22 protein-coding genes are annotated in these 23,434 nt (G+C 59.6%); 12 read left to right on the forward strand and 10 right to left on the reverse strand.

Going from position 1 to position 23,434, the window contains the following annotated elements; genetic code table 11:
- The first annotated feature begins 370 nt into the window (after nt 1-370).
- The 3 genes from IG168_RS13735 (at nt 371) to yghU (ending at nt 3,077) form a co-directional block, all read left to right on the forward strand.
- Entirely contained in the window at nt 371-1,219 is an 849-nt protein-coding gene (locus IG168_RS13735) for a GNAT family N-acetyltransferase (protein ID WP_193164979.1), read from the forward strand.
- 150 nt (nt 1,220-1,369) lie between these two features.
- A complete protein-coding gene (locus tag IG168_RS13740; RefSeq protein WP_193164980.1) occupies nt 1,370-1,975 on the forward strand; it encodes a hypothetical protein in 606 nt (201 codons plus the stop codon).
- Nucleotides 1,976-2,192: 217 nt separating this feature from the next.
- Entirely contained in the window at nt 2,193-3,077 is an 885-nt protein-coding gene (gene yghU, locus IG168_RS13745) for a glutathione-dependent disulfide-bond oxidoreductase (RefSeq protein WP_193164981.1), read from the forward strand.
- Nucleotides 3,078-3,097: 20 nt separating this feature from the next.
- Here yghU and IG168_RS13750 read toward each other — a convergent pair whose 3' ends face one another.
- Nucleotides 3,098-3,244: a hypothetical protein gene (locus tag IG168_RS13750; protein WP_404932002.1), complete on the reverse strand. Its 147-nt coding sequence runs from the start codon at nt 3,242-3,244 to the stop codon at nt 3,098-3,100.
- A gap of 243 nt (nt 3,245-3,487) precedes the next feature.
- Here IG168_RS13750 and IG168_RS13755 point away from each other — a divergent pair, with 243 nt between their 5' ends.
- On the forward strand, nt 3,488-5,227 hold the full coding sequence (locus IG168_RS13755; RefSeq protein ID WP_193164982.1) for an N-acyl-D-amino-acid deacylase family protein: 1,740 nt from the start codon (nt 3,488-3,490) through the stop codon (nt 5,225-5,227).
- 47 nt (nt 5,228-5,274) lie between these two features.
- Here IG168_RS13755 and IG168_RS13760 read toward each other — a convergent pair whose 3' ends face one another.
- Nucleotides 5,275-6,165 (reverse strand): NAD-dependent protein deacetylase, encoded by an 891-nt coding sequence (locus IG168_RS13760; RefSeq protein WP_193164983.1) that lies wholly within the window; start codon nt 6,163-6,165, stop codon nt 5,275-5,277.
- A 238-nt stretch (nt 6,166-6,403) separates the two neighbouring features.
- Between IG168_RS13760 and IG168_RS13765 the strand changes: the two genes are divergently transcribed.
- Nucleotides 6,404-7,735 (forward strand): nitrate regulatory protein, encoded by a 1,332-nt coding sequence (locus IG168_RS13765; protein WP_193164984.1) that lies wholly within the window; start codon nt 6,404-6,406, stop codon nt 7,733-7,735.
- Between the two features lie 280 nt (nt 7,736-8,015).
- Here IG168_RS13765 and IG168_RS13770 read toward each other — a convergent pair whose 3' ends face one another.
- The 4 genes from IG168_RS13770 to metG all read right to left on the reverse strand — a co-directional run bounded on the left by IG168_RS13770 (nt 8,016) and on the right by metG (nt 12,168).
- Nucleotides 8,016-8,570, reverse strand: coding sequence for a hypothetical protein (locus IG168_RS13770; RefSeq protein ID WP_193164985.1), 555 nt, complete (start codon nt 8,568-8,570; stop codon nt 8,016-8,018).
- The gene (locus tag IG168_RS13775) at nt 8,543-8,827 is read right to left on the reverse strand and encodes a DUF883 family protein (protein ID WP_193164986.1); all 285 of its coding nucleotides are present in this window, start codon (nt 8,825-8,827) and stop codon (nt 8,543-8,545) included. The genes IG168_RS13770 and IG168_RS13775 overlap by 28 nt, the downstream gene beginning before the upstream one ends.
- A gap of 217 nt (nt 8,828-9,044) precedes the next feature.
- Entirely contained in the window at nt 9,045-9,980 is a 936-nt protein-coding gene (locus tag IG168_RS13780) for a D-2-hydroxyacid dehydrogenase (protein ID WP_193164987.1), read from the reverse strand.
- Between the two features lie 154 nt (nt 9,981-10,134).
- The gene (metG, locus tag IG168_RS13785; protein ID WP_193164988.1) at nt 10,135-12,168 is read right to left on the reverse strand and encodes a methionine--tRNA ligase; all 2,034 of its coding nucleotides are present in this window, start codon (nt 12,166-12,168) and stop codon (nt 10,135-10,137) included.
- 180 nt (nt 12,169-12,348) lie between these two features.
- On the opposite strand from metG, the gene apbC reads away from it, so the two are divergent.
- From apbC to IG168_RS13805, 4 genes are all read left to right on the forward strand, one after another.
- On the forward strand, nt 12,349-13,503 hold the full coding sequence (gene apbC / locus IG168_RS13790; RefSeq protein WP_193164989.1) for an iron-sulfur cluster carrier protein ApbC: 1,155 nt from the start codon (nt 12,349-12,351) through the stop codon (nt 13,501-13,503).
- 124 nt (nt 13,504-13,627) lie between these two features.
- Nucleotides 13,628-14,035, forward strand: coding sequence for a hypothetical protein (locus tag IG168_RS13795; RefSeq protein WP_193164990.1), 408 nt, complete (start codon nt 13,628-13,630; stop codon nt 14,033-14,035).
- Nucleotides 14,036-14,234: 199 nt separating this feature from the next.
- Nucleotides 14,235-14,603, forward strand: coding sequence for a hypothetical protein (locus tag IG168_RS13800; RefSeq protein WP_193164991.1), 369 nt, complete (start codon nt 14,235-14,237; stop codon nt 14,601-14,603).
- A gap of 134 nt (nt 14,604-14,737) precedes the next feature.
- Nucleotides 14,738-15,115 carry a hypothetical protein gene (locus tag IG168_RS13805; protein WP_193164992.1) on the forward strand — a complete coding sequence of 126 codons (378 nt, stop codon included), beginning with the start codon at nt 14,738-14,740 and terminating at the stop codon, nt 15,113-15,115.
- Between the two features lie 31 nt (nt 15,116-15,146).
- Here the strand turns inward: IG168_RS13805 and trhO are convergent, their stop codons facing one another.
- On the reverse strand, nt 15,147-16,133 hold the full coding sequence (gene trhO, locus IG168_RS13810) for an oxygen-dependent tRNA uridine(34) hydroxylase TrhO (RefSeq protein ID WP_193164993.1): 987 nt from the start codon (nt 16,131-16,133) through the stop codon (nt 15,147-15,149).
- 142 nt (nt 16,134-16,275) lie between these two features.
- Here trhO and IG168_RS13815 point away from each other — a divergent pair, with 142 nt between their 5' ends.
- Both IG168_RS13815 and IG168_RS13820 read left to right on the forward strand, forming a co-directional pair.
- Nucleotides 16,276-16,584, forward strand: coding sequence for a baseplate wedge protein 53 (locus IG168_RS13815; protein ID WP_226876975.1), 309 nt, complete (start codon nt 16,276-16,278; stop codon nt 16,582-16,584).
- A gap of 151 nt (nt 16,585-16,735) precedes the next feature.
- On the forward strand, nt 16,736-17,362 hold the full coding sequence (locus IG168_RS13820) for a hypothetical protein (protein ID WP_193164995.1): 627 nt from the start codon (nt 16,736-16,738) through the stop codon (nt 17,360-17,362).
- A gap of 111 nt (nt 17,363-17,473) precedes the next feature.
- Here the strand turns inward: IG168_RS13820 and IG168_RS13825 are convergent, their stop codons facing one another.
- From IG168_RS13825 to ydiJ, 3 genes are all read right to left on the reverse strand, one after another.
- Nucleotides 17,474-17,782: a 3D domain-containing protein gene (locus tag IG168_RS13825; protein ID WP_226876976.1), complete on the reverse strand. Its 309-nt coding sequence runs from the start codon at nt 17,780-17,782 to the stop codon at nt 17,474-17,476.
- 613 nt (nt 17,783-18,395) lie between these two features.
- The gene (locus tag IG168_RS13830; RefSeq protein WP_193164997.1) at nt 18,396-19,082 is read right to left on the reverse strand and encodes a tetratricopeptide repeat protein; all 687 of its coding nucleotides are present in this window, start codon (nt 19,080-19,082) and stop codon (nt 18,396-18,398) included.
- A 77-nt stretch (nt 19,083-19,159) separates the two neighbouring features.
- Entirely contained in the window at nt 19,160-22,216 is a 3,057-nt protein-coding gene (ydiJ, locus tag IG168_RS13835; RefSeq protein ID WP_193164998.1) for a D-2-hydroxyglutarate dehydrogenase YdiJ, read from the reverse strand.
- Nucleotides 22,217-22,442: 226 nt separating this feature from the next.
- Between ydiJ and IG168_RS13840 the strand changes: the two genes are divergently transcribed.
- A complete protein-coding gene (locus IG168_RS13840) occupies nt 22,443-23,429 on the forward strand; it encodes a YbgA family protein (protein WP_193164999.1) in 987 nt (328 codons plus the stop codon).
- Nucleotides 23,430-23,434 lie beyond the last annotated feature (5 nt).

The following is a 23,434-nucleotide window of genomic DNA, read 5'->3' on the forward strand; positions in this document are numbered from 1 at the left end:
ATCTGGGCCTTCGGTGCCTGATTAGCCTAGCACCGCGCCCGGTCGCATCGTGGTATGGCGCGCAGGGCCGGTATTATGGGTGAGTCGCACAGGGCGTTCAACACGGGACGGTACATGGTGAGCCGGCGCGCGCGGATGGGCTTCCAGCCTTGAGTGGATGAAAAATGTGCAAGTTCGCTGTGGGTGTCGCGATCTCCGGGCGCGCCACGAGAGTTCGCCCCCAAGAAAGAAGCGTGCGCCTGCGAACAGATTCGATCCGGGGCACGGCACGCGCCAGTGCCGCCTGTCCGTATTCCACGTAGCTTTCGTGCAGTTTTTATACGCTATAAATCCAGAGTAGCGGCGCAGTTGCCGAAACAGGGTGGATGACATGGCCAGCGAGCAGTTTGTGGTGCAGACGATGACCCGTGACCAGCTGGATTTCGCGGTGGACTGGGCGGCTCGCGAAGGCTGGAATCCCGGCCTGCACGACGCGGCCTGTTTTTACGCGACGGATCCCGGTGGCTTTTTTGCCGGGTTGCTCGACGGGAAACTGGTTGCCTGCGTATCGGCGGTGCGCTACGGCCGGGATTTCGGTTTTATGGGTTTCTATATTGTCGATCCAGCGCTGCGCCACCGGGGCTACGGCCTGGAGACGGCAAGGGCCGGTCTCGCATACCTGGCCGGCCGCACTATCGGTCTCGACGGTGTCGTCGAGCAGCAGCACAACTACCGGAAATCTGGCTTTGAGATTGCCTGGCGCAATGTCCGTTACCGCGGCACGACAGCTGGCGAGGCCGCGTCCGATGCAGTGGTGTCCCTGGCGCAGGTGCCCTTTGCTGCGATTGCCGGCTACGACCGCCAGTGTTTTCCGGCGGAACGCGAAGACTTCCTGCGCGCCTGGATCGGGCAACCTGACGCCAAAGCGCTGGGCATTCTGCATGACGGCGTGCTGCAGGGATATGGTGTCATCCGCGCCTGTCGCGACGGATATAAAATTGGCCCTTTGTTTGCCGACAGCGAGCGCGATGGAAAGCTGCTGTTCCGTGCGCTCAGCGCGGCGGTGCCGGCTGGCCATAACCTCTTTCTGGATATTCCCGAGCCGAACGCGGCGGCACGCGCGCTAGTGCGGCGTCACGACATGGAAATGGTGTTTGAAACCGCGCGCATGTATCTCGGTGAGGTCCCGGCGCTGCCGCTCGAAAAAATTTACGGCATTACGACGTTTGAACTGGGGTGAATTGACTATGAATAGATGTTATATGTTGTAAACGTCACGCCAATCTTCGCTCCTGAAATCATTGTCCTCGCTTTTGAGTGGGTTGCCTGATGGCATCGAAATAGTTTTTATGAGTTATGATTCGTTAATAAAAATTAAGGGAGTATGAGAATGTTTGATGATAGCTATCATTGGCCGATATCGAAAATGCCGCCCTTCGCTCCGGTTGATATATTTACGCCAAAGCTTGGCTACGCCGATATGGTTGGCACTAAAACTACCCCATCCTTCAGGTTTAACATGGCTAAATCTGATTCGAGTAAGTTGGATTGCTTCTCGGAGAGTGGGCTTGTTCAGGGAAGTATTCGCAATAATTCTGGGAGTGAATCTGGGTTGGCCTGTATGAGTGTTGTGCGCAGTGATTCAGGGCGAGAAGGGGCATTGCATGTGGCGTGCATTATTAAGCATAGTGCTGGGTCTTTTTATATTGTTGATAAGACGCATAGCCAATACGATATGCCAAGAAAAGAATTGGTTATGGATGGAGATAAGTCTTCGAAATATAAAGAGCCACATGTGTTTTTTGGTAAAGATGAGTCCAGCGCGTTAAATTGTTGGAAGGCTTTTATTCGAGAGAAGCTCTATGTGTCATCCGTCAGTGTTGCGGTGGCACCTAAGAGTATTGATAGAAATGCAATATATGCAGATGGTTCTGTTGAGGCGCTTGTGGTTGCAAATACCGATTACATCAAATTGGCTAGTTTAAAAACGTGGTAGTGTGTGAGATTGTTGTAAATTATTTTCTTGATGGTTGCCTCACGTTTAATGCGCTTGAGGGAAATTTCCTTTTGAGGCTTTGGTGTGGGTTTGGATAATTAACCACTGATATATTTAGGCGGTATGCGGTTCTTTCTGCTCAATTTTTGGTGTCAGGAAGAGGTTTGGTAGAAGTTCTTATTTAAAATAAATTTACTCTACATTCGGAGTGATGTTGATGGCGGAAAGTAGTTATGTCCCCCCCAAAGTATGGATATGGGATGCCGAAAGCGGCGGTCAGTTTGCCAATATCAACCGGCCAATAGCCGGCGCTACCCATGAAAAGGCACTGCCGGTGGGCAAGCACCCGCTGCAACTGTATTCGCTGGCAACCCCCAATGGCGTCAAGGTGACCATCATGCTTGAAGAGCTGCTGGCGCTCGGATTTGACGGTGCCGAGTACGATGCCTACCTGATTGCGATTACCGAGGGTGAGCAGTTCAGCAGTGGTTTTGTGGATATCAATCCCAATTCAAAAATCCCGGCACTGGTTGATCACAGTACAACGCCGCCGATTCGCGTCTTCGAATCCGGATCCATCCTGTTGTACCTGGCGGAGAAATTCGGCGCATTCCTGCCGCACACGCCGGCGCAGCGCACCGAGTGCCTGAACTGGCTGTTCTGGCAGATGGGCAGCGCGCCGTTTCTCGGCGGCGGTTTCGGGCACTTCTATGCCTACGCCCCGGAGAAATACGAATACCCGATCAATCGCTATGCGATGGAAGTGAAGCGCCAGTTCGATGTGCTCGACCGCCAGCTGGCGGAGCACCAGTATATTGCGGGTCATGAATACACCATCGCCGATATGGCGATCTGGCCCTGGTACGGTGCGGTGGTCAGAAACGAGGCCTATGATGCGGCGGAGTTTCTCGACACGCAGAGTTACAAAAATGTCGTGCGCTGGGTGGATGAAATTGCCGAGCGGCCGGCAGTCAAACGCGGACGCATGGTGAACCGCCGCTGGGGCGACCCCAGTGAGCAGTTGCACGAGCGCCACGATGCCAGTGATTTTGACCTGCGCACCCAGGACAAGATCGGTGACGACGCGGACGAGGGCCTGTAGGCCGGCGGAGGGGCGTTCGCCTACAGCTGTGCCAGCGCGGCGGCGAGTGTCTCGCCGATCCGCGCACTGAGTTTGAGGTTGAGTAGGTCGTCGGCGCGATCATGCAGGTCGAGCACATGCTGGCTGCCGCCGCGCTGGTGCAGTCCGGCCATATTTTGCGTGACCAACCATTCCGTATATTCCCTTCTGTTCCCTTCGCTTATGGCTGCCAATATTTTGCTGGCGCGCAGAGGGCTGCGCTGAATTTAGGGCAAGGGTCTGGTCAAGTCGTATCGTCAGTTGGTGAGTAGCTACGGGGATCAGGTGCTAGGTGCGAGTAAGCACAACACAGTTTCTTCCCGACAGAATAAATGTCACTATCTTGCGTATCGAAAGCCGACTAAAGAAAAACACAATAAGGTAATAGTCTCATGGCTCAGTACGATGTCCTGCTCGAAGGCGGTCGTTACTTTGATGGCACTGGGGCGCCGTCTTCGATTCAGAATGTGGCGGTGAAGGGGGGAAGAATCGCCCGGGTGACGGACCAGCCAATACCTCATGACGAGGCCGACGTAGTGATTGATGCCGGGGGCAAGTGGGTGACCCCGGGATTCCTAGATACCCATACCCATTACGATGCCGAACTGCTGGTCAGCCCCAGCCTTTCCGAGTCCGTTCGCCACGGCGTGACCACAGTGCTGGTGGGGAGTTGTTCTCTGAGCATGGTGTGCAGCGAGGCAGAAGATGCCTCGGACATCTTCACCCGGGTGGAGACGGTGCCGCGAGACAAGGTGCTGCCGATCCTGCACGAGAAAAAGTCCTGGCGTTCGCCCCGAGAGTGGGTGGATCACCTCGGCACCCTGCCACTCGGTCCCAACGTGATCAGCCTGCTGGGTCACAGCGACCTGCGCGCCAGTGCTATGGGGCTGAGCCGTGCGACGGATCGTAGTGTGCGGCCCACCGAGGCCGAATTACAGGCCATGGAGGCACAGTTAGGCGAGGCACTGGAGTGCGGCTTTCTCGGTCTTTCCACCATGTGCCTCAAATGGGACAAGGTGGATGGCGAGCGGGAGTGGTCCAAAAGCCTGCCCAGTACCTATGCCCAATGGCGCGAGGTGTCTCGCCTTAACCGCCTCGTGCGCCGCTACAACCGTGTACACCAGGGAGCGCCGGACGCCGCCCGTCCGCTGCAGATCACCCAGTACATGCGCGAGTGCATCGGCTGGTTGCGACGGCCACTGAAAACCACCCTGATCAGTCAGATGGACCTGAAAGGCAGTGCCTACCTGAACCTGCTTACCCGTTTGACCTCCAGGGTGACCAATGCCCTGCGCGGCAGTTTCCGCTGGCAGGTGCTACCCACGCCGTTTACCGTTTATGCCGACGGCATCGATGTGGTGTTCTTCGAGGAATTTGGTGCCGGCGAAATGGCACTGGATTTGAAAGACGCGGTAGAGCGCAACAAGCTGCTAAAGGATGAGCAGTACCGGCGGGAATTCCGCCGCTTTTATGGTGAAAAGCTCAGTCCGCGCGTCTGGCAGCGGGACTTTGGTGACGCACAGATTATCGGTTGTCCGGACGAAAAGCTGGTAGGCAGGAACTTTGCAGAGGTGGCTGCGGAGCGGGGTATCCACGTGGTGGATCTGTTCCTCGACCTGGTGGTGGAATACGGTACCCGCCTGCGCTGGTACACCACTGTTGCCAACCACCGTAAACCGGTGCTGCGCAAAATGGTGCGGGACCGCCACGCCCTGATCACCTTCAGCGATGCCGGCGCCCATATTCGCAATATGGCGTTCTATAACCTGCCCTTGCGCCTGCTGAAGCTGGTGCAGGAATCCGTCGACGAGGGGCGGCCGATCATGTCGATGGAGCAGGCTGTCTGGCGCCTCACCGGCGACCAGGCCGACTGGTTTGGTATCGACGCGGGCAAGATCCGTGAGGGAGACCGCGCGGACCTGGTGGTGTTGGATCCCAGAGGGCTGGAGCAGGATTTAGAGCAGGTGCACTGGGCGGAGATGGAAAATTTCGGTCTGCAGCGGTTGGTGAATCGCAACCCGGGCATCGTCCAGCATGTGCTGATCAACGGCCGGATTGCCGTGCGGGATGAAGTGCTGCAACCGGAATTGGGCCGCGAGGCCGGTTTCGGTGGTTTTCTGCCGGCGCGCTAGCTGGATAACGGGCCCGAGGGCGCCCGGGGAATTAGCGGATCCGGGGTCTACAGATGTGCTATGACGGCGGCCAGCGTCTCGCCAATACGGGCGTGCAGTTTCAGGTCAGTGATTTCGTCGGCACGGGTCCGCCCCAGATTCAGGGTCGCGATGGGCTTGCCCCACTCGTGCGCATAGCGGCAGAAGCGGAATCCGGAATACACCATTAGTGACGAACCGACCACCAGCAGTGCATCGCTGCACTCCAGCGCATCGGCCGCCCGCTGGACACGCTCTTTCGGGACGTTGTCGCCAAAAAACACCACATCCGGCTTGAGAATACCGCCGCAGCGCAGACAGTCGGCAATGCGGAAAGCGTTGAAGTCCACTTCCAGGTCGGCGTCGCCATCCGGTGCGGTTTCCGCCCGGTATTGTCGAAACGCCGGGTTCAGTTCGTAGCAGCGCTCGTGTACCGCCTGGCGCTCGCTGCGGTCCCCGCACTGCATGCAGATCACTTCGTCGGCGCGGCCGTGCAGGTCGAGCACATTCTGGCTGCCGGCGCGCTGGTGCAATCGGTCCACATTCTGCGTCACCAGTAGGCCGCTGTGCTCGCGCCGCTCCAGCTCTGCCAGGTGTGCGTGGGCGGCATTGGGCTGCGAGCGGCTGATCACCGGCCAGCCGACCAGGCTGCGCCCCCAATAGCGCTGGCGGGTGCTGGCGCTGCCCATGAAATCCCGGTGGTCCACCGGTTGCCGCCGTTTCCAGGCGCCCTGCTGATCGCGGTAATCCGGAATGCCGGAATCGGTGCTGACCCCGGCGCCAGTCAGGATCATCAGGCGCGGGTGCCACCGGATAAATTTCGACAGGCGCTCGGCCGCCTCATCGACAGCCAGTGGCGCGGAGGCCGTATCGGGATACGGCTGCTGGGTTTTTGATGGGGCCTGGTGGTTCAGGGACATAGTGGGCCGGATTCACAACTGCTGTCCTTCCACTTTAATCAAGCCCGCGCGGCGAAGAAAGTCATTTGCCGCTTTCGCCCTGTTTTTGTGCGACCACGTCTGCGCGCCCTAAATTTGGGCGACAAGTTGTCGCAATGACCGTCTTTATCCGGCGTTTATGGCGGTCACGGTGGAATGCAAATTGCTGTATGTATTGATAGAGATGCATTGTTTCCATCAGTCGTCGGGTCGAATTGCCATGTCACACCAGAGTCAGGATGCCGAGCAGTTCCTGCTGGCCGCCAAGCGGGCGGAAATCCGCGCACTGCGCGAGCTGGCGGCAAGCTGTGAGCTGGTGACTGCGGTCAGTGAACTGATTCACCAGCTGCAGCGGGAACGCGGTATCAGCAATATATTCCTGGCGTCGGACGGCCAGCGCTTTGCCCAACAGCGTGGTGAACAGATCGGTCTGGCGCAGAGCAGTGAAATGCAGCTGCGGCAACTGCTCCACGACCGCTATCTCGGCGCCGTCCACAGTGCGGGTATGCGCCTGCTCAACTGCATCTCTTTTTCTGTGCAGGGCCTGGACAACCTGGCGGAGCTGCGTGACCAGGTCGATCGACTGGCCATATCCCCGCTGGAATCCACCCGCGCCTACAGCCGCCTGATCGCCGGCCTGCTGTCGGTGGTGTTCGAAGCGGCAGACGTGGCCGACGATCCGGCAGTCACGCGCATTCTGGTGGCCCTGTTCAATTTTATGCAGGCCAAGGAATATGCGGGGCAGGAGCGCGCCTGGGGGGCGATGGGGTTCGCCGGGAGCCATTTCGATGCCGCGCTGAATGAGCGCCTGAGTCATCTGGTCGAGGGGCAGCGCTGCAACCTGGATGTATTCTTGGAGTTCGCCGGTGACGATGAGCGGAGCCGTTGGCAGGCCGTCGAAGACAGCCAGTCGGTCGGCGATCTGAACCGGCTGCGTGAACTGATCCAGCGATTGGGGGAGGGCGAGCCGATTACATCGGAACTCAGTGAGGTCTGGTATGACCTGGCCACCGACCGTATCGATTGCATGCACGGTTTGGAAGATTCGATGGCGACCAGGCTCCTTGCGGTCAGTGGTGCGCGGGTCGCCGACGCGGAAGCGGAGCTGAAAGACCACCGGGCCCGGCTGCAGGCGCTGAAGGCGGCCACTGAACCGGCGGCTTCCCCGTTGACCATGCTGTTTGATCCGGAGGTGCCGGGACTCTATGGGGCTGGCCAAAGAAACGCCGCCGGACTGCCGCCGGCTCAGTCGCTGACGCCGAACCTGGCGCGTTCAATATACGACCTGATCCGCGGGCAGGTGGCCCATATCAAACGCATGAGTGACGAACTCAACGACGCGCGTCGTGCGCTGACTGAGCGGAAGCAGATCGAGCGGGCCAAAGGTATACTGATGCGAAATCTGGGGCTCTGTGAAGAAAAGGCTTACAAAAAAATGCAGCGGCGCGCGATGGAAATGAACGTACGGCTGGCGGAAGTCGCGGTACGAATTATTGACATCGGAGACCGGAAGCAAATACCGGCACAACAACCCGAACACGCTGAAGCCTGAGTTTCCCTGTGCTGGCCACACAGGTCACATCATATGCTGTGCCAACTATCCCCGTTGGACTCAGAAAGCCCGCCAGGTGAGAAACAGACGCAACAGGTGGGACGGCATGGGAGTGTGGAAAAATCTCTGTGCGACAAACCCGCCGGCGAAAGCCACTCCCATGGCGACTGGCAGTGGAATTTTGCTTGCCTGTCGGAAGAGCTCGGCTTTTTGCTGGTTTAGCAGCAGCCTGGTGCTGCGGCATTGGCGATCCATCTCTCCAGAGCGGCGCTGAATCTCCCTATTCAGTTGTTTTAAAGACATCGCTGAGTGCCTCCTTAGCCTGATTGAGTTGTTCTCTGGTCTGGCTGAAGCCGAGCAGTGAACGCAACTTTTTCTGGTACAGGGCGATGACGCCAATCACTATTACCTGCAGTGTCAAAAATGCGGCAAAGCCAATGTAAATGGACTGGGAAAAGTAGTAGCCCGCCAGCCCAACGCCCAAACACAGACTCAGATAAAACAGCAACACCAGCGGGATCAGTGCAATACTCAAGGCGATCAGGCGCTTGCCGGCGTCGAGGGACCGGCTGAATTCCAGTCGTGCCAGAGCCTGCAGGTTTACCAGCCAGCCGGATATCAGCGCTAGGGTTTCTTCGGCGCGAGCCAGTGTCACTTGCAGATCCGCTGCCTCATCTGTCTGCGTGGAAAAATGATTCCGGCTGCCTTCCTGCGCAGCCGGATCATAATTTTCTTCGGAGGGTCGGGAATTTTCAGTGTTTGCCATCGAAATACAGACTCCGCAGAAAAAAGATGTCTCTGCTGCTGCTATTTCAACAGCTTGGCAATGACCCAACCTACTGCAAAGGCGCAACCAACGCTGATCAGCGGGTGCTCCTTGATAGAGGACTCCACTTTTCGCTCCATACTTGTGGCGCGCTGTTTACCCGCCTCCACGGAGGACTTCGCACGCTCCTTCAGGTTTTCCGCAGAAGTTTTCGCGCGTGCCTTCAGGTGCTCTGCCGTGTCGGAGGCGGCTTCCCCGGCCAGGTTGTAAGCCTGGTGTAACTTTTCCCGACCGGAATTGTGATGGGGGGACTTTGCGGTTGCCATAAAACTCTCCTTCATTCAGAGGTCACGATGTATGCGTATCGTAGAGTCGCTGTGACCGAATGCCACGGGAGAGTTGAGAAATAGAGGGCAGTTTTTGCCAGTTTCTTACGAGTACTGATCGCTCGTGGCTGACGATGGAATAGTTGCGCGGATTAGACGCCTCAGTGACGTGATAGTAATGGGAAGCGTCGTGGCTTGGTGGTCAGTTGCGGGGCGCTCAGCCGGACTTGCCCCAGGAGCGAATATTCTCCACCACACCGTCCAGCAGTCGCTGGCGGCTTTCGCGGCTGATCCAGGCGTTGTGTGGTGTGATGATCAGGTTGGGGATGTCCCCGGCCAGCAGTGGATGATCCGCAGGTGGCGGCTCCACACTCAGTACATCCAGTGCGGCGCCACCCAGGTGGCCACTGCGCAGGGCGGCAGCCAGTGCAGCCTCGTCCACAAGGCCGCCACGGGCGGTGTTGATCAGGAAGGCGCCGGGTTTCATCGCATCGAGAAACGCGCTGTCGACCAGCTTGTCGGTTTCCTGTGTCAGCGGGCAGTGCAGGCTGATGACATCGGTCTCGGCCAGCAGTTGCGGCAGCGGCGTGCGCCCGGCTTTTTGCTCGCCGGTAAAAGACTCGGCGAGCAAAACCTCCATGCCCAGTGCCTCGCCGAGGCCAGCGACTTTCTGGCCCAGGTCGCCGTAACCGATGATGCCGAGTTTTTTACCGGCCAGTTCCATCACCGGATGATCGAGTCGGCAGAAAATCGGTGACTGGCTCCATTCCCCTTTTCTTACATCTTCGCTGTATAAGTGCCAGCGGGTTGCCAGTGCCAGCAGCAGGGCGATGGTGTGCTGGGCGAGGGAAGAACCGGTATAGCCGGTGACGTTTTTGACCGGAATGTTTTTTTCTGCGGCGGCGTCCAGGTCGATATTGTTGGTGCCGGTGGCGCAGACGCAGATCAGCTTCAGGTTGGGGGCGTTTTCGATCAGTGCGCGGTCGAGTACCACCTTGTTGGTGATGACCACGTCGGCGTCGGCAATGCGCGCTGCGGTCTGTTGCGGCGTGGTGGTTTCGTAGAGGTCCCACTGATCCAGCGACTGTTCCAGGCCGGAAGCGTCGAGCTCTTCCAGCTTCATGGTCAGGGTATCGAGAAAAACGCCGCGCATTTGAGATCCTTGTACTGGTCTCTGTCAGAGAGTTCCGGGCGGCTCCGCTGCCAGTAACCACTTGTTCAACAGCCTGATCGGCAATCGTTTCTCAAGTGGTTCCCGGCAGCGGAGCCTTCGCTTCATATTTCTACGTGTGTCCGGATCCCTTTGCTCACATCACCCGCATGCCCGGCTGGGCGCCGGCGTGGGGTTCGAGAATCCACAGGTCCTTGCCGCCGGGGCCGGCGGCAAGGACCATGCCCTCGCTGACACCGAAGCGCATTTTGCGCGGCGCCAGGTTGGCGACCATGACGGTGTGCTTGCCGATCAGGTCTTCCGGGTTGTACGCACTCTTGATGCCGGCAAATACCTGGCGGGTTTCGCCGCCGAGGTCCAGGGTCAGTTTGAGCAGCTTGCCGGCGCCTTCGACGTGTTCGGCATTGGCGATCAGCGCGATGCGCAGGTCGACCTTGGCAAAGTCGTCGAACTGGATTTCATCGGCGAGCGGGTCTTCCGCCAGGGGGCCAGTCTTGGCTTCGCCGGCGGCCTCGGCCTGCAGCTGGGCAAGGGATTCTTTGGCCGCTTCGAGTACCGCATCCACCTGGGTTTTCTCGATGCGCTGCATCAGCGGTTTGAACTTGTTGATGGTGTGGCCGGCCAGTGGTGTGGTCGCGCTTGCCCAGTCCAGCTCGGCACCCAGGAACGCTTCGGCCTTCTTGGCAGTTTCCGGCAGCACCGGTGCCAGCCAGGTGATCAGCGCGCGGAACATGTTCACGCCCTGGGAGCAGATGGCCAGCACTTCGTCTTCCTTGCCTTCCTCCTTGGCCAGCGACCAGGGGGCCTTGTCGGCAATCCAGGCATTGGCGGCGTCTGCCAGGCCCATGATGTCGCGCATGGCGCGGGCGTATTCGCGGCTCTCATAAAAGTCGGCGATGCGCGGTGCGGCTTCGACAAATTGGTTCCACAGGGCTTCGTCAGCCAGCTCGGTGGCCAGTTGGCCGCCGGACTTGCTGACAAACTTGGCGGTGCGCGAGGCGATGTTGACGACCTTGCCCACGAGATCGGAATTCACCTTGGCGATAAAGTCTTCCAGGTTCAGGTCCAGATCGTCGACACCGCCGGTCAGTTTCGCCGCGAAGTAGTAGCGCAGGTATTCCGGATCCAGGTGATCGAGGTAGTTGCGCGCATTGATGAAGGTGCCGCGGGATTTGGACATCTTCTTGCCGTTGACGGTCAGGAAGCCGTGCACGCACACCTTGGTGGGGGTGCGGAAATCGGCGGAGTCCAGCATCGCCGGCCAGAACAGGGCGTGGAAGTTGACGATGTCCTTGCCGATAAAGTGATACACCTCGGCATCGCTGTCTTTTTTCCAGTAGTCCTGCCAGTCGAGGTCGTTTTTGTCGCAGTAGTTTTTCAGGCTGGCCATGTAGCCGATCGGCGCGTCCAGCCAGACGTAGAAGTACTTGCCCGGCGCGTCGGGGATTTCGAAGCCGAAGTAGGGCGCGTCGCGGGAGATATCCCATTCCTGCAGGCCCTCGTCGAGCCACTCCGCCAGCTTGTTGGCCACTTCACTCTGCAGGGTGCCGGAGCGGGTCCACTGCTTCAGGAAGTCGGTAAATTCCGGCAGCGTAAAGAAGAAGTGTTCGGACTCTTTCTCGATCGGTGTGGCGCCGGAAATGGCCGAGACCGGGTCGATCAGTTCCGTGGGGCTGTAGGTAGCGCCGCAGGCCTCACAGTTGTCACCGTACTGGTCCGGGGTCTTGCACTTCGGGCAGGTGCCTTTGATATAGCGGTCGGCGAGGAACAGTTCCTTTTCCGGATCGAACGCCTGGGTGATGGTGCGCGAGGCGATATGGCCGTTCTCGCGCAGGCGCTTGTAGATCATCGCCGACAGCTCGCGGTTCTCCTCCGAGTGCGTCGAATGATAGTTATCCACACCGATCAGGAAGTCGGCGAAATCGCGCTGGTGTTCCGCCTGCATGTTGGCGATGTGCTGCTCGGGGGTCAGGCCCAGCTGCTCGGCCTTCAGCATGATGGCGGTGCCGTGGGCGTCGTCGGCGCACATGTACAGGCACTGGTGGCCGCGGGCGCGCTGGAAACGCGCCCAGATGTCGGTCTGGATATATTCCAGGATATGGCCCAGGTGCAGTGAGCCATTGGCATAGGGGAGTGCGCTGGTGACTAGAATGTTGCGCGATTCTGACATCGGTTCTTCCATCGGCTGAGGGGTGTGGCCCGGTTTTCGGATCGGGATCGGGCGTCGTCAAAAGACCGCGGAATATAGCAGATTTGCGCTGTGGCTGGGAGTTTGCGCTGTCCGGCTGGCGCTGCACAGGTTCATCCCCCACAATGCCGCCCATCGAGTATTCACGTAGAGGGAGACACCGTGAGCGACCACCACCACGATCACGATCATCAGGACCTGCCGGAAGACGTACAGGCCGAGCTGGAGCGGCTGGCAGCCTGCCTGGGCCAGTTGCACGACCCGGCCACCGGCCTGCCGCTGGACGAGCTGGATGCGGAGATCGAAGTCGGTTTCGACGACAACACCGTCTTCGTCGGGGTGACGCTGGGCTATCCCTGTGCCAGCCAGGAGTCCGACTGGGCCGCGCGGGTGCGCGAGGCCTGTCTGCCGACACTGAAGGGCGGTCCGCTGGGCGCTGCCGAGCTGCACTTCGAACTGTTCAGTGAAATCCCGGCGACACCGGCCCAGGATGTGCCGGAACCGTTGCGCGGGGTCAAAAACATAGTGGCCGTGGCGTCGGGCAAGGGCGGCGTGGGCAAGTCCACCACCGCGGTGAACCTGGCACTGGCTCTGGCGGCCGAGGGCGCCAGCGTCGGTCTGCTGGATGCCGATATCTACGGGCCCAGCCTGCCGACAATGCTGGGTACCGAGGGCGCGCGACCGGAAATCAGGGAGCAGAAGTTCTTCGTGCCGGTGCCGGCGCAGGGGCTGGCGACCATGTCGCTGGGCTACCTGATGACCGAGGACACGCCGGCGGTATGGCGCGGCCCCATGGCGAGCGGCGCCCTGAATCAGATCCTTACCCAGACGCTCTGGTGCGAAGAGGGGGGCGAACTGGATTACCTGATCGTCGATATGCCCCCGGGTACCGGAGATATCCAGCTGACCCTCGCCCAGAAGGTGACGCTGGCCGGTGCGGTCATTGTGACCACGCCCCAGGACCTGGCGTTGAAGGACGCGGTCAAGGGGGTGGAGATGTTCCGCAAGGTTTCGGTGCCGGTGCTGGGTATCGTCGAGAACATGGCCCTGCACACCTGTTCCAACTGTGGTCACAGCGAGCCGATTTTCGGCAGTGGTGGCGGCGAGCGGATCGCAGCCGACTATGAAACCCGCCTGTTGGGCCAGCTGCCCCTGGCGCTGGCAATTCGCGAGGATGCGGACGGCGGGCGGCCTACGGTCGCGGCGGCCCCCGACGGTGAGATTGCAGCCCTCTATGTGGCGATTGCCCGCGCGGCGGCGGCGCAGATCTGGCTGGCGGCGGAAGGGGACCAGCCGGTGGAAATCGACATCGCCTGACATTCCCGGGCGGTACCGCTGGCGCTGTTTTTCACCCCGTGTCCGGCTGAGTGCGCCGGCCCCTGTTGACGGTGGATCGGCGCCGTGAGTTACTGCTGGAAATTCGCGGACGAATAATTGATCCATGGGCTTCCAGATTCGCTACGACGCGCGCCAGCGAGTCGTACGCACAGTTTTCTTCGGCTCGGTGTTCCTCGTCGACAAGATGGCCGCAGCGCGGCAGGTGGCGGAAAGGTACGGCCATATGCAGTCGCTGCGGATTATCGTGGATGTGCGCGAGGCCGATATCTTGCTCAGCGTCGCGGAGCGCCAGCAGTTCGGCAGCTACGCGGCGGCGCTGAAAGGCCTTAACCACGCCCGCGTCGGCGTGCTGCACGCACCGGATTACAACGCCAATGTGGTAATCAACAGCGTCGCCCGCGCCGAGGGGATGGATGTGGCCGAGTTCATTTCCGAAGGGGCACTGCTGCTGTGGTTGTACGGCGGATCCGCGTCGGCGCTGTCGGATACTTCTCACGCCTGCGGCAATTAGTCCTCCCGTATGCCGTCGACACTCAATTCGCGAACCTCTCCTCCCTCAAAATGCCTAGCATTCCGCATTGAAATAATTTTCTATTTATATTCATTTTACGAGATTTATATTCCCAATATATTCGGACTAATGAATAGGGTGCCATAGGAATTCCTGCAGGGGAGTTCGGCGCTGCGCCACTTTGCATGCAAAGAGCCGAATGTCTCCGAATTTCAAGATACGCTACTCCCGCTCGAGCCGTATTGTCAGAATCCACCTGATGGGGCGAATTGGGCTGGACGAGCGTTTATTGGCCGCCCGCCAGCTCGTTGTACGCTTCCGTCACCTGGCGCACTTGCGCTTACTGGTGGACGCGCGCTACGCGCATTCGATGATGACGACCGAGGAGCAGGAGCGGTTGGCAGATTTCGTGTGCGCTCACCCGGTGCTGTGCCGGGCGCGTATCGCTGTACTGTTTTCTTCACGTTTCAGCCCTTCCCTGGGAGCGCTGCAGAATATGGTGCAGCGTGGACAGGACGCGCGGGGCTTTCTGGTGGAGGGTGAAGCGCTGGAATGGCTCAATCGATAGGCTTTCGGTGACAACTGCGCGCTCTCTGCGCTCTTTGCTCAAATATATTTAGCTAGGGTGATTTTTTCAGCGATGCGACCATTTTATACTGATTCGAAACCGACGTTTTCCTCAAATAATAATTAGAAACGGCGATGATCCATAGAGCTTCCAATTTCCATATTTCCCAAAATCCGGCAGACCGTATCGTCCATGTCCTGTTTTACGGTGTAGTGGGGCTGGCGGAGAGGCTGGAGGCAGCGGCCAAGCTGGTGGCCAAGTTTGGCCACCGCGCACCACTGAGGGTTCTGGTCGACCTGCGCTTTTCCCGCTCTGACTTGCCACCAGCGGAGCAGCGCGAATTTGGTCGCTTCCTGGCGGAGCATCCGATCCTGGGCAGGGCGCGCCTGGCGGTACTGCACTCGTTCAATAACTGCGCCTCGCCGATTGTCATCAGCGAGGCGCGGGCGCTGGGCCACGATTTGCGGCCGTTCTTTATCGAGGCGGAAGCCAAGGCGTGGCTGAAGGGCTAGTCCGCAGCCACTCCCGGTCAATCGCCCTGGCTCAGGCTTTCTGGGCCTCCGCCTGGCGGCGGCGCTCCTCCTGCTTGGCGCGGCGACGTGCGGCAGTCACGTCCCGGGCGTCCTGGCCGATATGTTCCTCACCGCGGGCCTTGGCCAGTTGGATCTGCTTTTCCCGCTCGCGGAAGCGCGCGCGGTCCTCTTCAGCCACCTTGTCGAAACAGTGTGGGCAACTGACTCCCTGCTCGTACTGGGGAGACTGCTTTTCCTCAGCGGTGATCGGCATGCGGCAGGCGTTGCACTGCTCGTAGTTGCCGCGCTCGAGGTCGTGGTTGACGGTCACCCGGTCGTCGAAGACAAAACACTCGCCGTCCCAAAGGGTCTGTTCCTTCGGCACTTCTTCCAGGTATTTGAGAATGCCGCCCTGCAGGTGGTAAACCTCGTCGAAACCCTGCTCCTTAAGATAGGCAGTGGACTTCTCACAGCGGATGCCGCCGGTGCAGAACATCGCCACTTTCTTGTGCTTGGCCGGATCCAGGTTGTCGCGCACATACTGCGGAAACTCGCGGAAGCTCTCGGTGTTGGGGTTGACCGCATTGCGGAAGGTTCCGACCTGGAATTCGTAGTCATTGCGGGTGTCGATCAGCAGTACTTCCGGGTCGCTGATCAGCTGGTTCCATTCCGCAGGTTTGACATAGGTACCGACGGTGCGACGCGGGTCTATATCCTCCACGCCCATGGTGACGATTTCCCGCTTCAGCTTCACTTTGCTGCGGAGGAAAGGCATCTCATCGGTAAAGGATTCCTTGTAATCGAGCTCGGCGAGGCGTGGGTCACTTTTGAGCCACTTGAGAAGGGAATCTATTCCCTCCCGCGAGCCGGCCACAGTGCCGTTGATGCCCTCGCGGGCGAGCAGTAGTGTGCCGCGCACGCGGTTTTCGAGCATGGTGTTGAGCAGGGGTTCGCGCAGGGACTCGAAGTCGTCGAGAGTGACGAACTTGTAGAGCGCGCAGACGACGGTCTGGTGCATAGGTGCTTCCTCTTGCATGCCGGAGCGTAAATCCGGGGCAGTAAAAATCGCCGCGCATTTTATCGCAGCGAGAGCCGTTTGTCGTACATTTATCAGGCAGCGCGAATTGCCGGAACAAATGAATTGACCGGCAGGCAACAAGTTGTCACAGTTTGGCCAAATTATTACGGCCGCAGCGAGGCTTTCCCCCATGGACGATGCAATTGAACCCAAAGAGTCGGAACTCAGCCAGGATTACCGCGAGGGTGACCTGACTGTTCAGATCGATATCTATGAGGATGGCGAGGGCGGCTGGCTGCTGGAAATCGTCGACGAGAACAGCAATTCCACGGTCTGGGAGGATTCCTTCGATACCGAACAGGAGGCTCTCGAGGAAGCACTCGAGGCCCTGCGTGAAGAGGGAATCGAAACTTTTGTCGGACCGGTACAGGAAACCGGCGAGAGCTGGTAAACCCTCTCCGGGAGCATTGCTCCAATACTTTCCCTTTTGTTGTGCATCCGCCACCGTGCCCGGGTCTGTGCGATGGTGTACGCAGTGATGGGTAATCCTGCACCCCGCGGAATCCCTGCTATGGTTAAACATAGAAGGGAATCGCGACAGTGTGACAGCACACTCCCCAATCACGACACTGCCCGGAGGCAGTACGGATTACTGCTTCCGGCGTGTCACCTGGTGTTCGCGGGCGGTTCTCTTCTCCATGAAAGTGGTACTCCCCCTTCTCCTGTTGTCGCTGGCGCTGCCGGTGCTGGGAGAAGACATTCAGCTGTCCAACCAGCGGGTACTGAAAACCGACCTGGTTGAAGCGCGGCTTATTTCCGAACTCAGTGGCTATGCAATCATCGCCGGGCGCAGTTGTATCGACTGCGACGAAAACCCCTCTATCTACATCAAGAAGATCACTCCCGATACGCGTGCGCCGGACGTCAATGCAAATGGGCATGAATCCGACCGCTACACCTATCCCGGTCAGTATCGCGACTACATGAGCAAGGAGATCGTGGAAAAGACGCGGATGTTCTACGGCCGCTGTTACGAAAACCAGCCCGCCCTGCTGTGGCTCAGTGAGTACCGCGAGGCGGAAAAGTGGGTGAAAACCGAGTACCTGATCGTGTTCGGTGAGCGCGGACCGGAATACCGCTATAACGAGGATCGCCAGCCGAGCATTTTCTATATTGAAAACAGCCGTTGCGTGGAATTGCCGGGGATTACCGCAGAAACGGAACCCTGAAGAGGGTGTCTTGAACCGCGGAAATAAAAAAGCCCCGCGGAGGGGCGGGGCATTCAAGCCGCGGTGAGACCGCGGTTATCATAATAATGTCTTAGCGTTTGCTGGCTGCTGTTACTTCTTGTGGCTCCAGACAATCTTGAGCTTCTTCTTGCCCCAGCTGCGGGCTTTCTTGACGTCCTTCTCCATCCACACATCAATGCGGTTTTTGAAGCGCTTGTTCATGCGGTCGCGCACGGTGTAGGTGCCGGGCAGACCTTCAATTTTCACTTTGGCGCCGTTGGTCAGGCCGTGTTTTTCCAGGTCGCGGGAAACCGCGATCACTTTGTCACCGGGACGCAGACGGTTGTTCCAGGCAGCTACCCAGGGATCGTCATCAGTCTGACCGGGCACTGAGTTATAGGCAGTGGCGTCAACGGTCATGGACTTTTGGCTCGCGGCAGAAGCATTAAAGCTGAAAGCAGCCGCAAGGATCGCGGTCCCAAAAAATACTTTATTTCGCAGAGTCTGTTTCATAACGTCCCGATACCTCCAGGATTCAAGCGGTCACAAGCCAAGAGTTGCTTGTGAAAGTTCCAAGTGTCTTTGGAAATAACTGATCAATATTTAATCAGTGGTGGCTATATTACAGGCAGCTGGCGGCTTATCAAATTTTTCTGCGTGGCTCACAAAAGGCCACACAGTATGTGCGGGTTGTTGCGACAGATTGGAATAAAAAGTCTGAAATTTGTGTAAATTGCGGAATGTGATTCTTTCAAATGGAATGGCGGTGAATCTATGACTGGAAATCCGCCGGAGTCGTAGTAATTGATTGCCGAGTCCGGCCATTCGGTGACAGCGATGTCATCCTAATGGCTGTTTGTTTTGTATGCAGGATGCGTCTCCTAATTTTGGTTTATTAAGAAAATATTTTTTTTGCGATATTTATGACCGCCGGGCCAAAACTGGCGGTTCCGGCAGAAATACAGGGCTAAACGGGCGAAAACCCTGGGTTTTGAGGGGACTTGTGTCGGCCGAATGGCCGGTCATCGGGCCGTCAGAGAGCTGTGGTGGTGGCGCGGACCGGGGGATTCACTTGCTGGCGCAGGCCCAGCAGGTAGTCGCGGTCTTCCTGGAGATCGGCGAAATCGTGGCGTGTATCCAGCTCTACCGCCTTTTCCACCCATTCGATCGCTTCCTCGAGGTTGCCCTGCCACTCACAGACCTGGCCGAGGTTGAAGTAGGTGATGGCCAGGTTGTGCCACTCGCCGTCGCGGGCGAGGCCGCGGGCAGCACCGTTGTATAGGCGATAGGCGTTGCGGAGCAAGTTCGAACGTCGAGAGGCGTCGGTTTCGCTGGCGGACTGCTGGTGGTAGGTGTGCGCCAGCGCCGAACGCACTCGCGCGGCCGACTGCTCTAGGGGGGCGCCGGTTTCCAGGTAGGTCAGCACGGCCTCGAACTGGGCGCGGGCGAGGGGATAGAGCTCCGGGCGCTGCTGTCCACCGAGCGCGTTCAGCACGATGCCGTAGCGGTAGCGCAGGGCCTGTTGCTGCTGCGGACGGTCCGCCAGGGTGGCAATGGCCTTTTCATACAGCGGCAGTGCGGCGTCGAAGTCTCCGCCGAGGGCGAGGGTCTCGGCATCGGCCACCAGATCCTGCGCGGATGCGGGGGCCGACACGGCCACGGCCGCTCCCGGCGCGATCAGGGCCGCGCAGAGTGTCAGTTGGGCGAGAGCTTTGTACATCTTCGATTACCGCGGTTTGGCTGGCCTGATATTCGACGGGCCGCGCTGCGCGCGGCCGCTCTTCCATCAGTAAACCTTTATTTGCGCAGTTGCGCCAGCATTCCTTGCAGCGGGTGGCGCAGGTCTACACCCGCGAAGCGCGCTGACTGGCACCGGCAGGAATAGCCACTGGCGAGCAGGTCGTCAGTGTCGCCGGACAGCCGATTCGCCCAGGACTGCTGGAAAATCACCCGCGATGTCTCTTTATGTGCTGTCTCGTGCCCGTAGGTACCGGCCATGCCGCAGCAGCCGAGGTTTTCGGTGTGCAGTGTCATGCCCAGTGCGGTGCAGACCGTCTGCCAGTCGCGCAGGGAGGCGGTGGCGTTGGTCTGCTCGCTACAGTGGGGCAGCAGGCGGAAGCTGGCGGGCTCCAGGCGGTCGCGCTGGCGCTCCAGGTGATCGGCATGGCCTGCCAGCCATTCCTGTAGCAGTTGTACCTGGGGGGCCCGATTGCCGAGCAGTTTGCGGTATTCGGCGCGGTAGGTCAGCGTCATGGACGGATCCACGCCCACCAGTGGCACACCGCTGGCGGCGAGTTCATTGAGCATGTCGCTGTTGCTCAGCGCGACGCGCTGGAACTGGCGCAGGAAACCGTGCACGTGCAGCGGTTTGCCGTTGGCGCGGAAGGGCGCCACCAGCGGGTAAAAATCCAGCTGCCGGAGCAGGTGCAGCACGTCCGCGACCACGTCGGCGTCGAAATAGCTGGTAAACGCGTCCTGGACGAGGATGACCGAGCGCTTGCGCTGCTCCGGCCCCAGCGCCTTCAGACAGCCCGGACTGGCAAAGGGCACGCCCATTTCGCGCATGCGTTCGATCAGTGTCTGTTGCGCCAACTGCGGACTGTCGGCCAGCCCGAGGCCGCGCTCCATTAGCCAGCGCACCGGCGCGAGGCGCAGTGGCCAGTTGTACAGCTGCGGAAAGCGCGACAGGTACGGCATGACGAATTCCAGGCTGCCGACAAAATAGTCCTTCAGCGGGCGCAGGTAGCGGCTGTAGTAGAGTTCGAGGAACTTGGCGCGGAACTCGGGCACGTCCACCTTGACCGGGCACTGGCCGACGCAGGACTTGCAGCCGAGACATCCCTGCATGGCGTCGTTCACTTCGTGGTTGAAGTCGTATTCACCGCGGATCTTCGCCAGCGAATTCTTGATGCGCCCGGGCAGGCCGACAAAAAACGACTGTTCGCGGAATTTGCGCGCGCTGTCCACTGCATCCACATTGCGGGCGGCAAGCAGGCGCAGCCACTCTTTCATCAGCATTGCGCGGCCCTTGGGCGAGTGGATGCGCTCGCGGGTGGCCTTGTAGGACGGGCACATGGCATCGTCCGGATTCCAGTTGAAGCAGGCGCCGTTGCCGTTGCAGTGGACCCCCTCGCTGTAGCCATCCCAGACCTGGACTGGAATCTGCGCGTCGCGCTCGCCGCGGGTGGGGACGCCGTCGATCTTGAGCAGTCCGGAGATGCGACTGGGGGTGGCGATCTTGCCCGGGTTCAGCTGGTTGCGCGGGTCGAAGGCGGCCTTGATTTTCTGCAGTTCCGGGTAGAGTTCACCAAAAAATTCCGGTGCGTACTCGGAGCGCACGCCCTTGCCGTGCTCACCCCACAGCAGGCCGTTGTATTTGCGGGTCAGGGCGACCACCTTGTCGGTGATCGGGCGGATCTGCGCCGCCTGCTCCGGATCTTTCATGTCAATGGCGGGGCGCACATGCAGCACGCCCGCGTCCACGTGGCCGAACATGCCGTAGCTGAGGCCGGCTTCATCCAGTACCGCGCGGAACTCGGCGATATAGTCGGCCAGGTTTTCCGGGGGTACGGCGGTGTCCTCGACAAAGGGGATCGGGCGCTTCTCGCCCTGCACATTGCCGAGCAGCCCCACCGCGCGCTTGCGCATGCCCCAGATGCGGTTTACCTCACTGTGGCCGCGGGCGATGGTGTAGCCGAAACTCTTGCCGGACTGGCCGATTACCGCGTCGATGCGGGCGGTGAATTTTTCCAGTGCGGCATCCAGTTCCTCTGCGGAATCGGCGGTGTATTCCACCAGGTTGATGCCCTGCACCGGGCGCTCGTCGGTGGGGAAAAACTCGCTGACGCTGTGCCAGACGATGTCTTCCATCGCCAGCTGCAGCACCCGGCTGTCCACGGTCTCGATAGAAGTCGGTCCGGCGCCCATCAGGTCCTTGGCGTCGCGCAGGGCGTCCTGGAAGTGATCGTACTTCAGGTTGATCAGCGCCACGCACTTGGGAATCGGCAATACATTCAGCTTGGCCTCGGCGATAAAGCCGAGGGTGCCCTCGGAGCCGCACAGCACGCTGTTCAGATTGAAGGTGCTGCCGTCGTTTTCATCTTGTTCCTGGCGAAGGTGGGCCAGGTCGTAGCCGGTCAGGCAGCGGTTCAGTTTGGGGAATTTCTGCTCGATCAGCGCGGCCTTGTCCCGGGCGATCTCGTCGCAGATCCGGTGCACCCTGCCGGCGCGGTCTTCGCGCGCGCTGATCTCGTCCAGTTCACCGTCGCCGAGCGGAGCCGAGGTCCACAGTTCGCCGCCGAGCAGTACGGTGGACAGTTCCAGCACGTGGTCGCGGGTCTTGCCGTAGACGCAGGAGCCCTGGCCGGAGGCGTCGGTATTGATCATGCCGCCGATGGTGGCGCGGTTACTGGTAGAGAGCTCCGGCGCAAAAAAGAGGCCGTGGGGTTTCAGCGCCGCGTTGAGCTGGTCCTTGACCACGCCGGCCTGCACGCGCACCCAGCGCTCTTCGGCGTTGATTTCCAGGATGCGATTCATATGGCGGGAGATGTCCACCACCAGACCGTCAGTCAGCGACTGGCCGTTGGTGCCAGTGCCGCCGCCGCGGGGCGACAGCACCACCTGCTGGAAATTCTCGCGCTCGGCCAGTTCCGCCAGCAGCTGTAAGTCGCGCACATCGCGGGGATAGACCACCGCCTGTGGCAATACCTGGTAAATGGAGTTATCAGTGGCCAGTACGGTGCGACTGGCATAACTGGGGCTGGTATCGCCGCGGAAACCGGTGTCCTTTAATGCCTGCAGGAACTGCAGGTAGAGCGCCTGTACCTCGTCGACTTCGCGCAGTGCTGGAATCATGGGGCCAAAACCGTAGCTCTCAGGGGGTCTGGCATTGTAGCGGTGGCGCTTGTTTGCGCAAGGTGCAGCGCGGGCTCGGGTCGTTCCAATCCACCTCCCATTCCACTTGCCAGGATCCAGTTGCCAGGGCTGCACTGCCGCCACGGGCTACACAAAATTAATTCTTGTACAACTTTGTCCATCACGCTATAAAAGTTGTACAAAATTAAAGGCGTGTATAAGTCTTATGGATATCCAGCTGTTGACCCGCAAGATTCCCATCGGGATCAGCCAGTGCGCCCTCGGCGAGCCGGTGCGCTACAACGGTGGACACAAGCACAGCAAGGTCTGCACCCAGCTGCTGGGGCGCTGTTTCGACTATGTGCCCCTGTGCCCGGAAGTGGCCATCGGCCTGGGTGTGCCGCGCCAGCCGATCCGGCTGGTGAAGAGCAGTCCCGCCGCCGACGCCGAAGTGCGCGTTATCGGCGTCGAGGACAAGAACCTCGATGTCACCGAGCCGCTGATGGAATACGCCGACAGCGTTGTGCCGGCGCTGGAACAGGTGCGCGGCTACATCTTTATGCAGAACTCCCCCAGCTGCGGTCTGCGCGGCGTGCGCCGCTACCTGCCCAATGACCACGGTATCGACAGCGAGGGGGTGGGTATCTTTGCCCAGCGCCTGCGCGAGCATTTCCCGCACCTGCCGATGGAGGAGGTGGGGAGGCTCAACAACAGCGAGATTCGCGAAAATTTCCTCACCCGCGTGTTCGCCTACGATGCCTGGTTCCGCTATGTCGAAGACGGCCAGGACGCGCCGCGTGCGGGGCGGGTAATCGAGTTTTACAGCGCCTACAAATACCTGCTGCTGGCCCACCACCAGCAGAAAACCCGTGAACTGGGGCAGCTAGTCAGCAATGCCCGCGCCCTGGAGCCGCGGGAATTCGCCCACCAGGTTCGCGGCGGCATCATGGAAATACTGGCGCACCCGGCCAGCCGCAAGGACCGCACCAATGCGCTGATGCATGTGCAGGGGCACCTCAAGGATTACCTGGATAAAGAGGAAACTGCCGAGTTGACCCGGCTGATCGAGGAGTACCGGCTGGGCCTGAAGCCGGTGTCCGCGGTGTTGACCCTGTTGCGCCACTACCTGCCGCGCAGCCCCCACCAGTTTATTCACAGCCAGTTGCTGCTGGCGGCGGAGCCCGCAGAAATGGGTTTCTGTGATTTCCATTGATTCGC

The sequence above is a fragment of the Microbulbifer hainanensis genome, assembly GCF_014904735.1.
GTDB classification, from domain to species: Bacteria; Pseudomonadota; Gammaproteobacteria; order Pseudomonadales; family Cellvibrionaceae; genus Microbulbifer; species Microbulbifer hainanensis.

What these genes read in the sequence shown, in the direction of transcription:
- IG168_RS13735 (WP_193164979.1), top strand. Translation starts at nt 371, where the DNA reads ATGGCCAGCGAGCAGTTTGTGGTGCAGACGATGACCCGTGACCAGCTG.
- IG168_RS13740 (WP_193164980.1), top strand. Translation starts at nt 1,370, where the DNA reads ATGTTTGATGATAGCTATCATTGGCCGATATCGAAAATGCCGCCCTTC.
- yghU (WP_193164981.1), top strand. Translation starts at nt 2,193, where the DNA reads ATGGCGGAAAGTAGTTATGTCCCCCCCAAAGTATGGATATGGGATGCC.
- IG168_RS13755 (WP_193164982.1), top strand. Translation starts at nt 3,488, where the DNA reads ATGGCTCAGTACGATGTCCTGCTCGAAGGCGGTCGTTACTTTGATGGC.
- IG168_RS13760 (WP_193164983.1), bottom strand. Translation starts at nt 6,165, where the DNA reads ATGTCCCTGAACCACCAGGCCCCATCAAAAACCCAGCAGCCGTATCCC.
- IG168_RS13765 (WP_193164984.1), top strand. Translation starts at nt 6,404, where the DNA reads ATGTCACACCAGAGTCAGGATGCCGAGCAGTTCCTGCTGGCCGCCAAG.
- IG168_RS13775 (WP_193164986.1), bottom strand. Translation starts at nt 8,827, where the DNA reads ATGGCAACCGCAAAGTCCCCCCATCACAATTCCGGTCGGGAAAAGTTA.
- IG168_RS13780 (WP_193164987.1), bottom strand. Translation starts at nt 9,980, where the DNA reads ATGCGCGGCGTTTTTCTCGATACCCTGACCATGAAGCTGGAAGAGCTC.
- metG (WP_193164988.1), bottom strand. Translation starts at nt 12,168, where the DNA reads ATGTCAGAATCGCGCAACATTCTAGTCACCAGCGCACTCCCCTATGCC.
- IG168_RS13795 (WP_193164990.1), top strand. Translation starts at nt 13,628, where the DNA reads ATGGGCTTCCAGATTCGCTACGACGCGCGCCAGCGAGTCGTACGCACA.
- IG168_RS13800 (WP_193164991.1), top strand. Translation starts at nt 14,235, where the DNA reads ATGTCTCCGAATTTCAAGATACGCTACTCCCGCTCGAGCCGTATTGTC.
- IG168_RS13805 (WP_193164992.1), top strand. Translation starts at nt 14,738, where the DNA reads ATGATCCATAGAGCTTCCAATTTCCATATTTCCCAAAATCCGGCAGAC.
- trhO (WP_193164993.1), bottom strand. Translation starts at nt 16,133, where the DNA reads ATGCACCAGACCGTCGTCTGCGCGCTCTACAAGTTCGTCACTCTCGAC.
- IG168_RS13825 (WP_226876976.1), bottom strand. Translation starts at nt 17,782, where the DNA reads ATGACCGTTGACGCCACTGCCTATAACTCAGTGCCCGGTCAGACTGAT.
- IG168_RS13830 (WP_193164997.1), bottom strand. Translation starts at nt 19,082, where the DNA reads ATGTACAAAGCTCTCGCCCAACTGACACTCTGCGCGGCCCTGATCGCG.
- ydiJ (WP_193164998.1), bottom strand. Translation starts at nt 22,216, where the DNA reads ATGATTCCAGCACTGCGCGAAGTCGACGAGGTACAGGCGCTCTACCTG.
- IG168_RS13840 (WP_193164999.1), top strand. Translation starts at nt 22,443, where the DNA reads ATGGATATCCAGCTGTTGACCCGCAAGATTCCCATCGGGATCAGCCAG.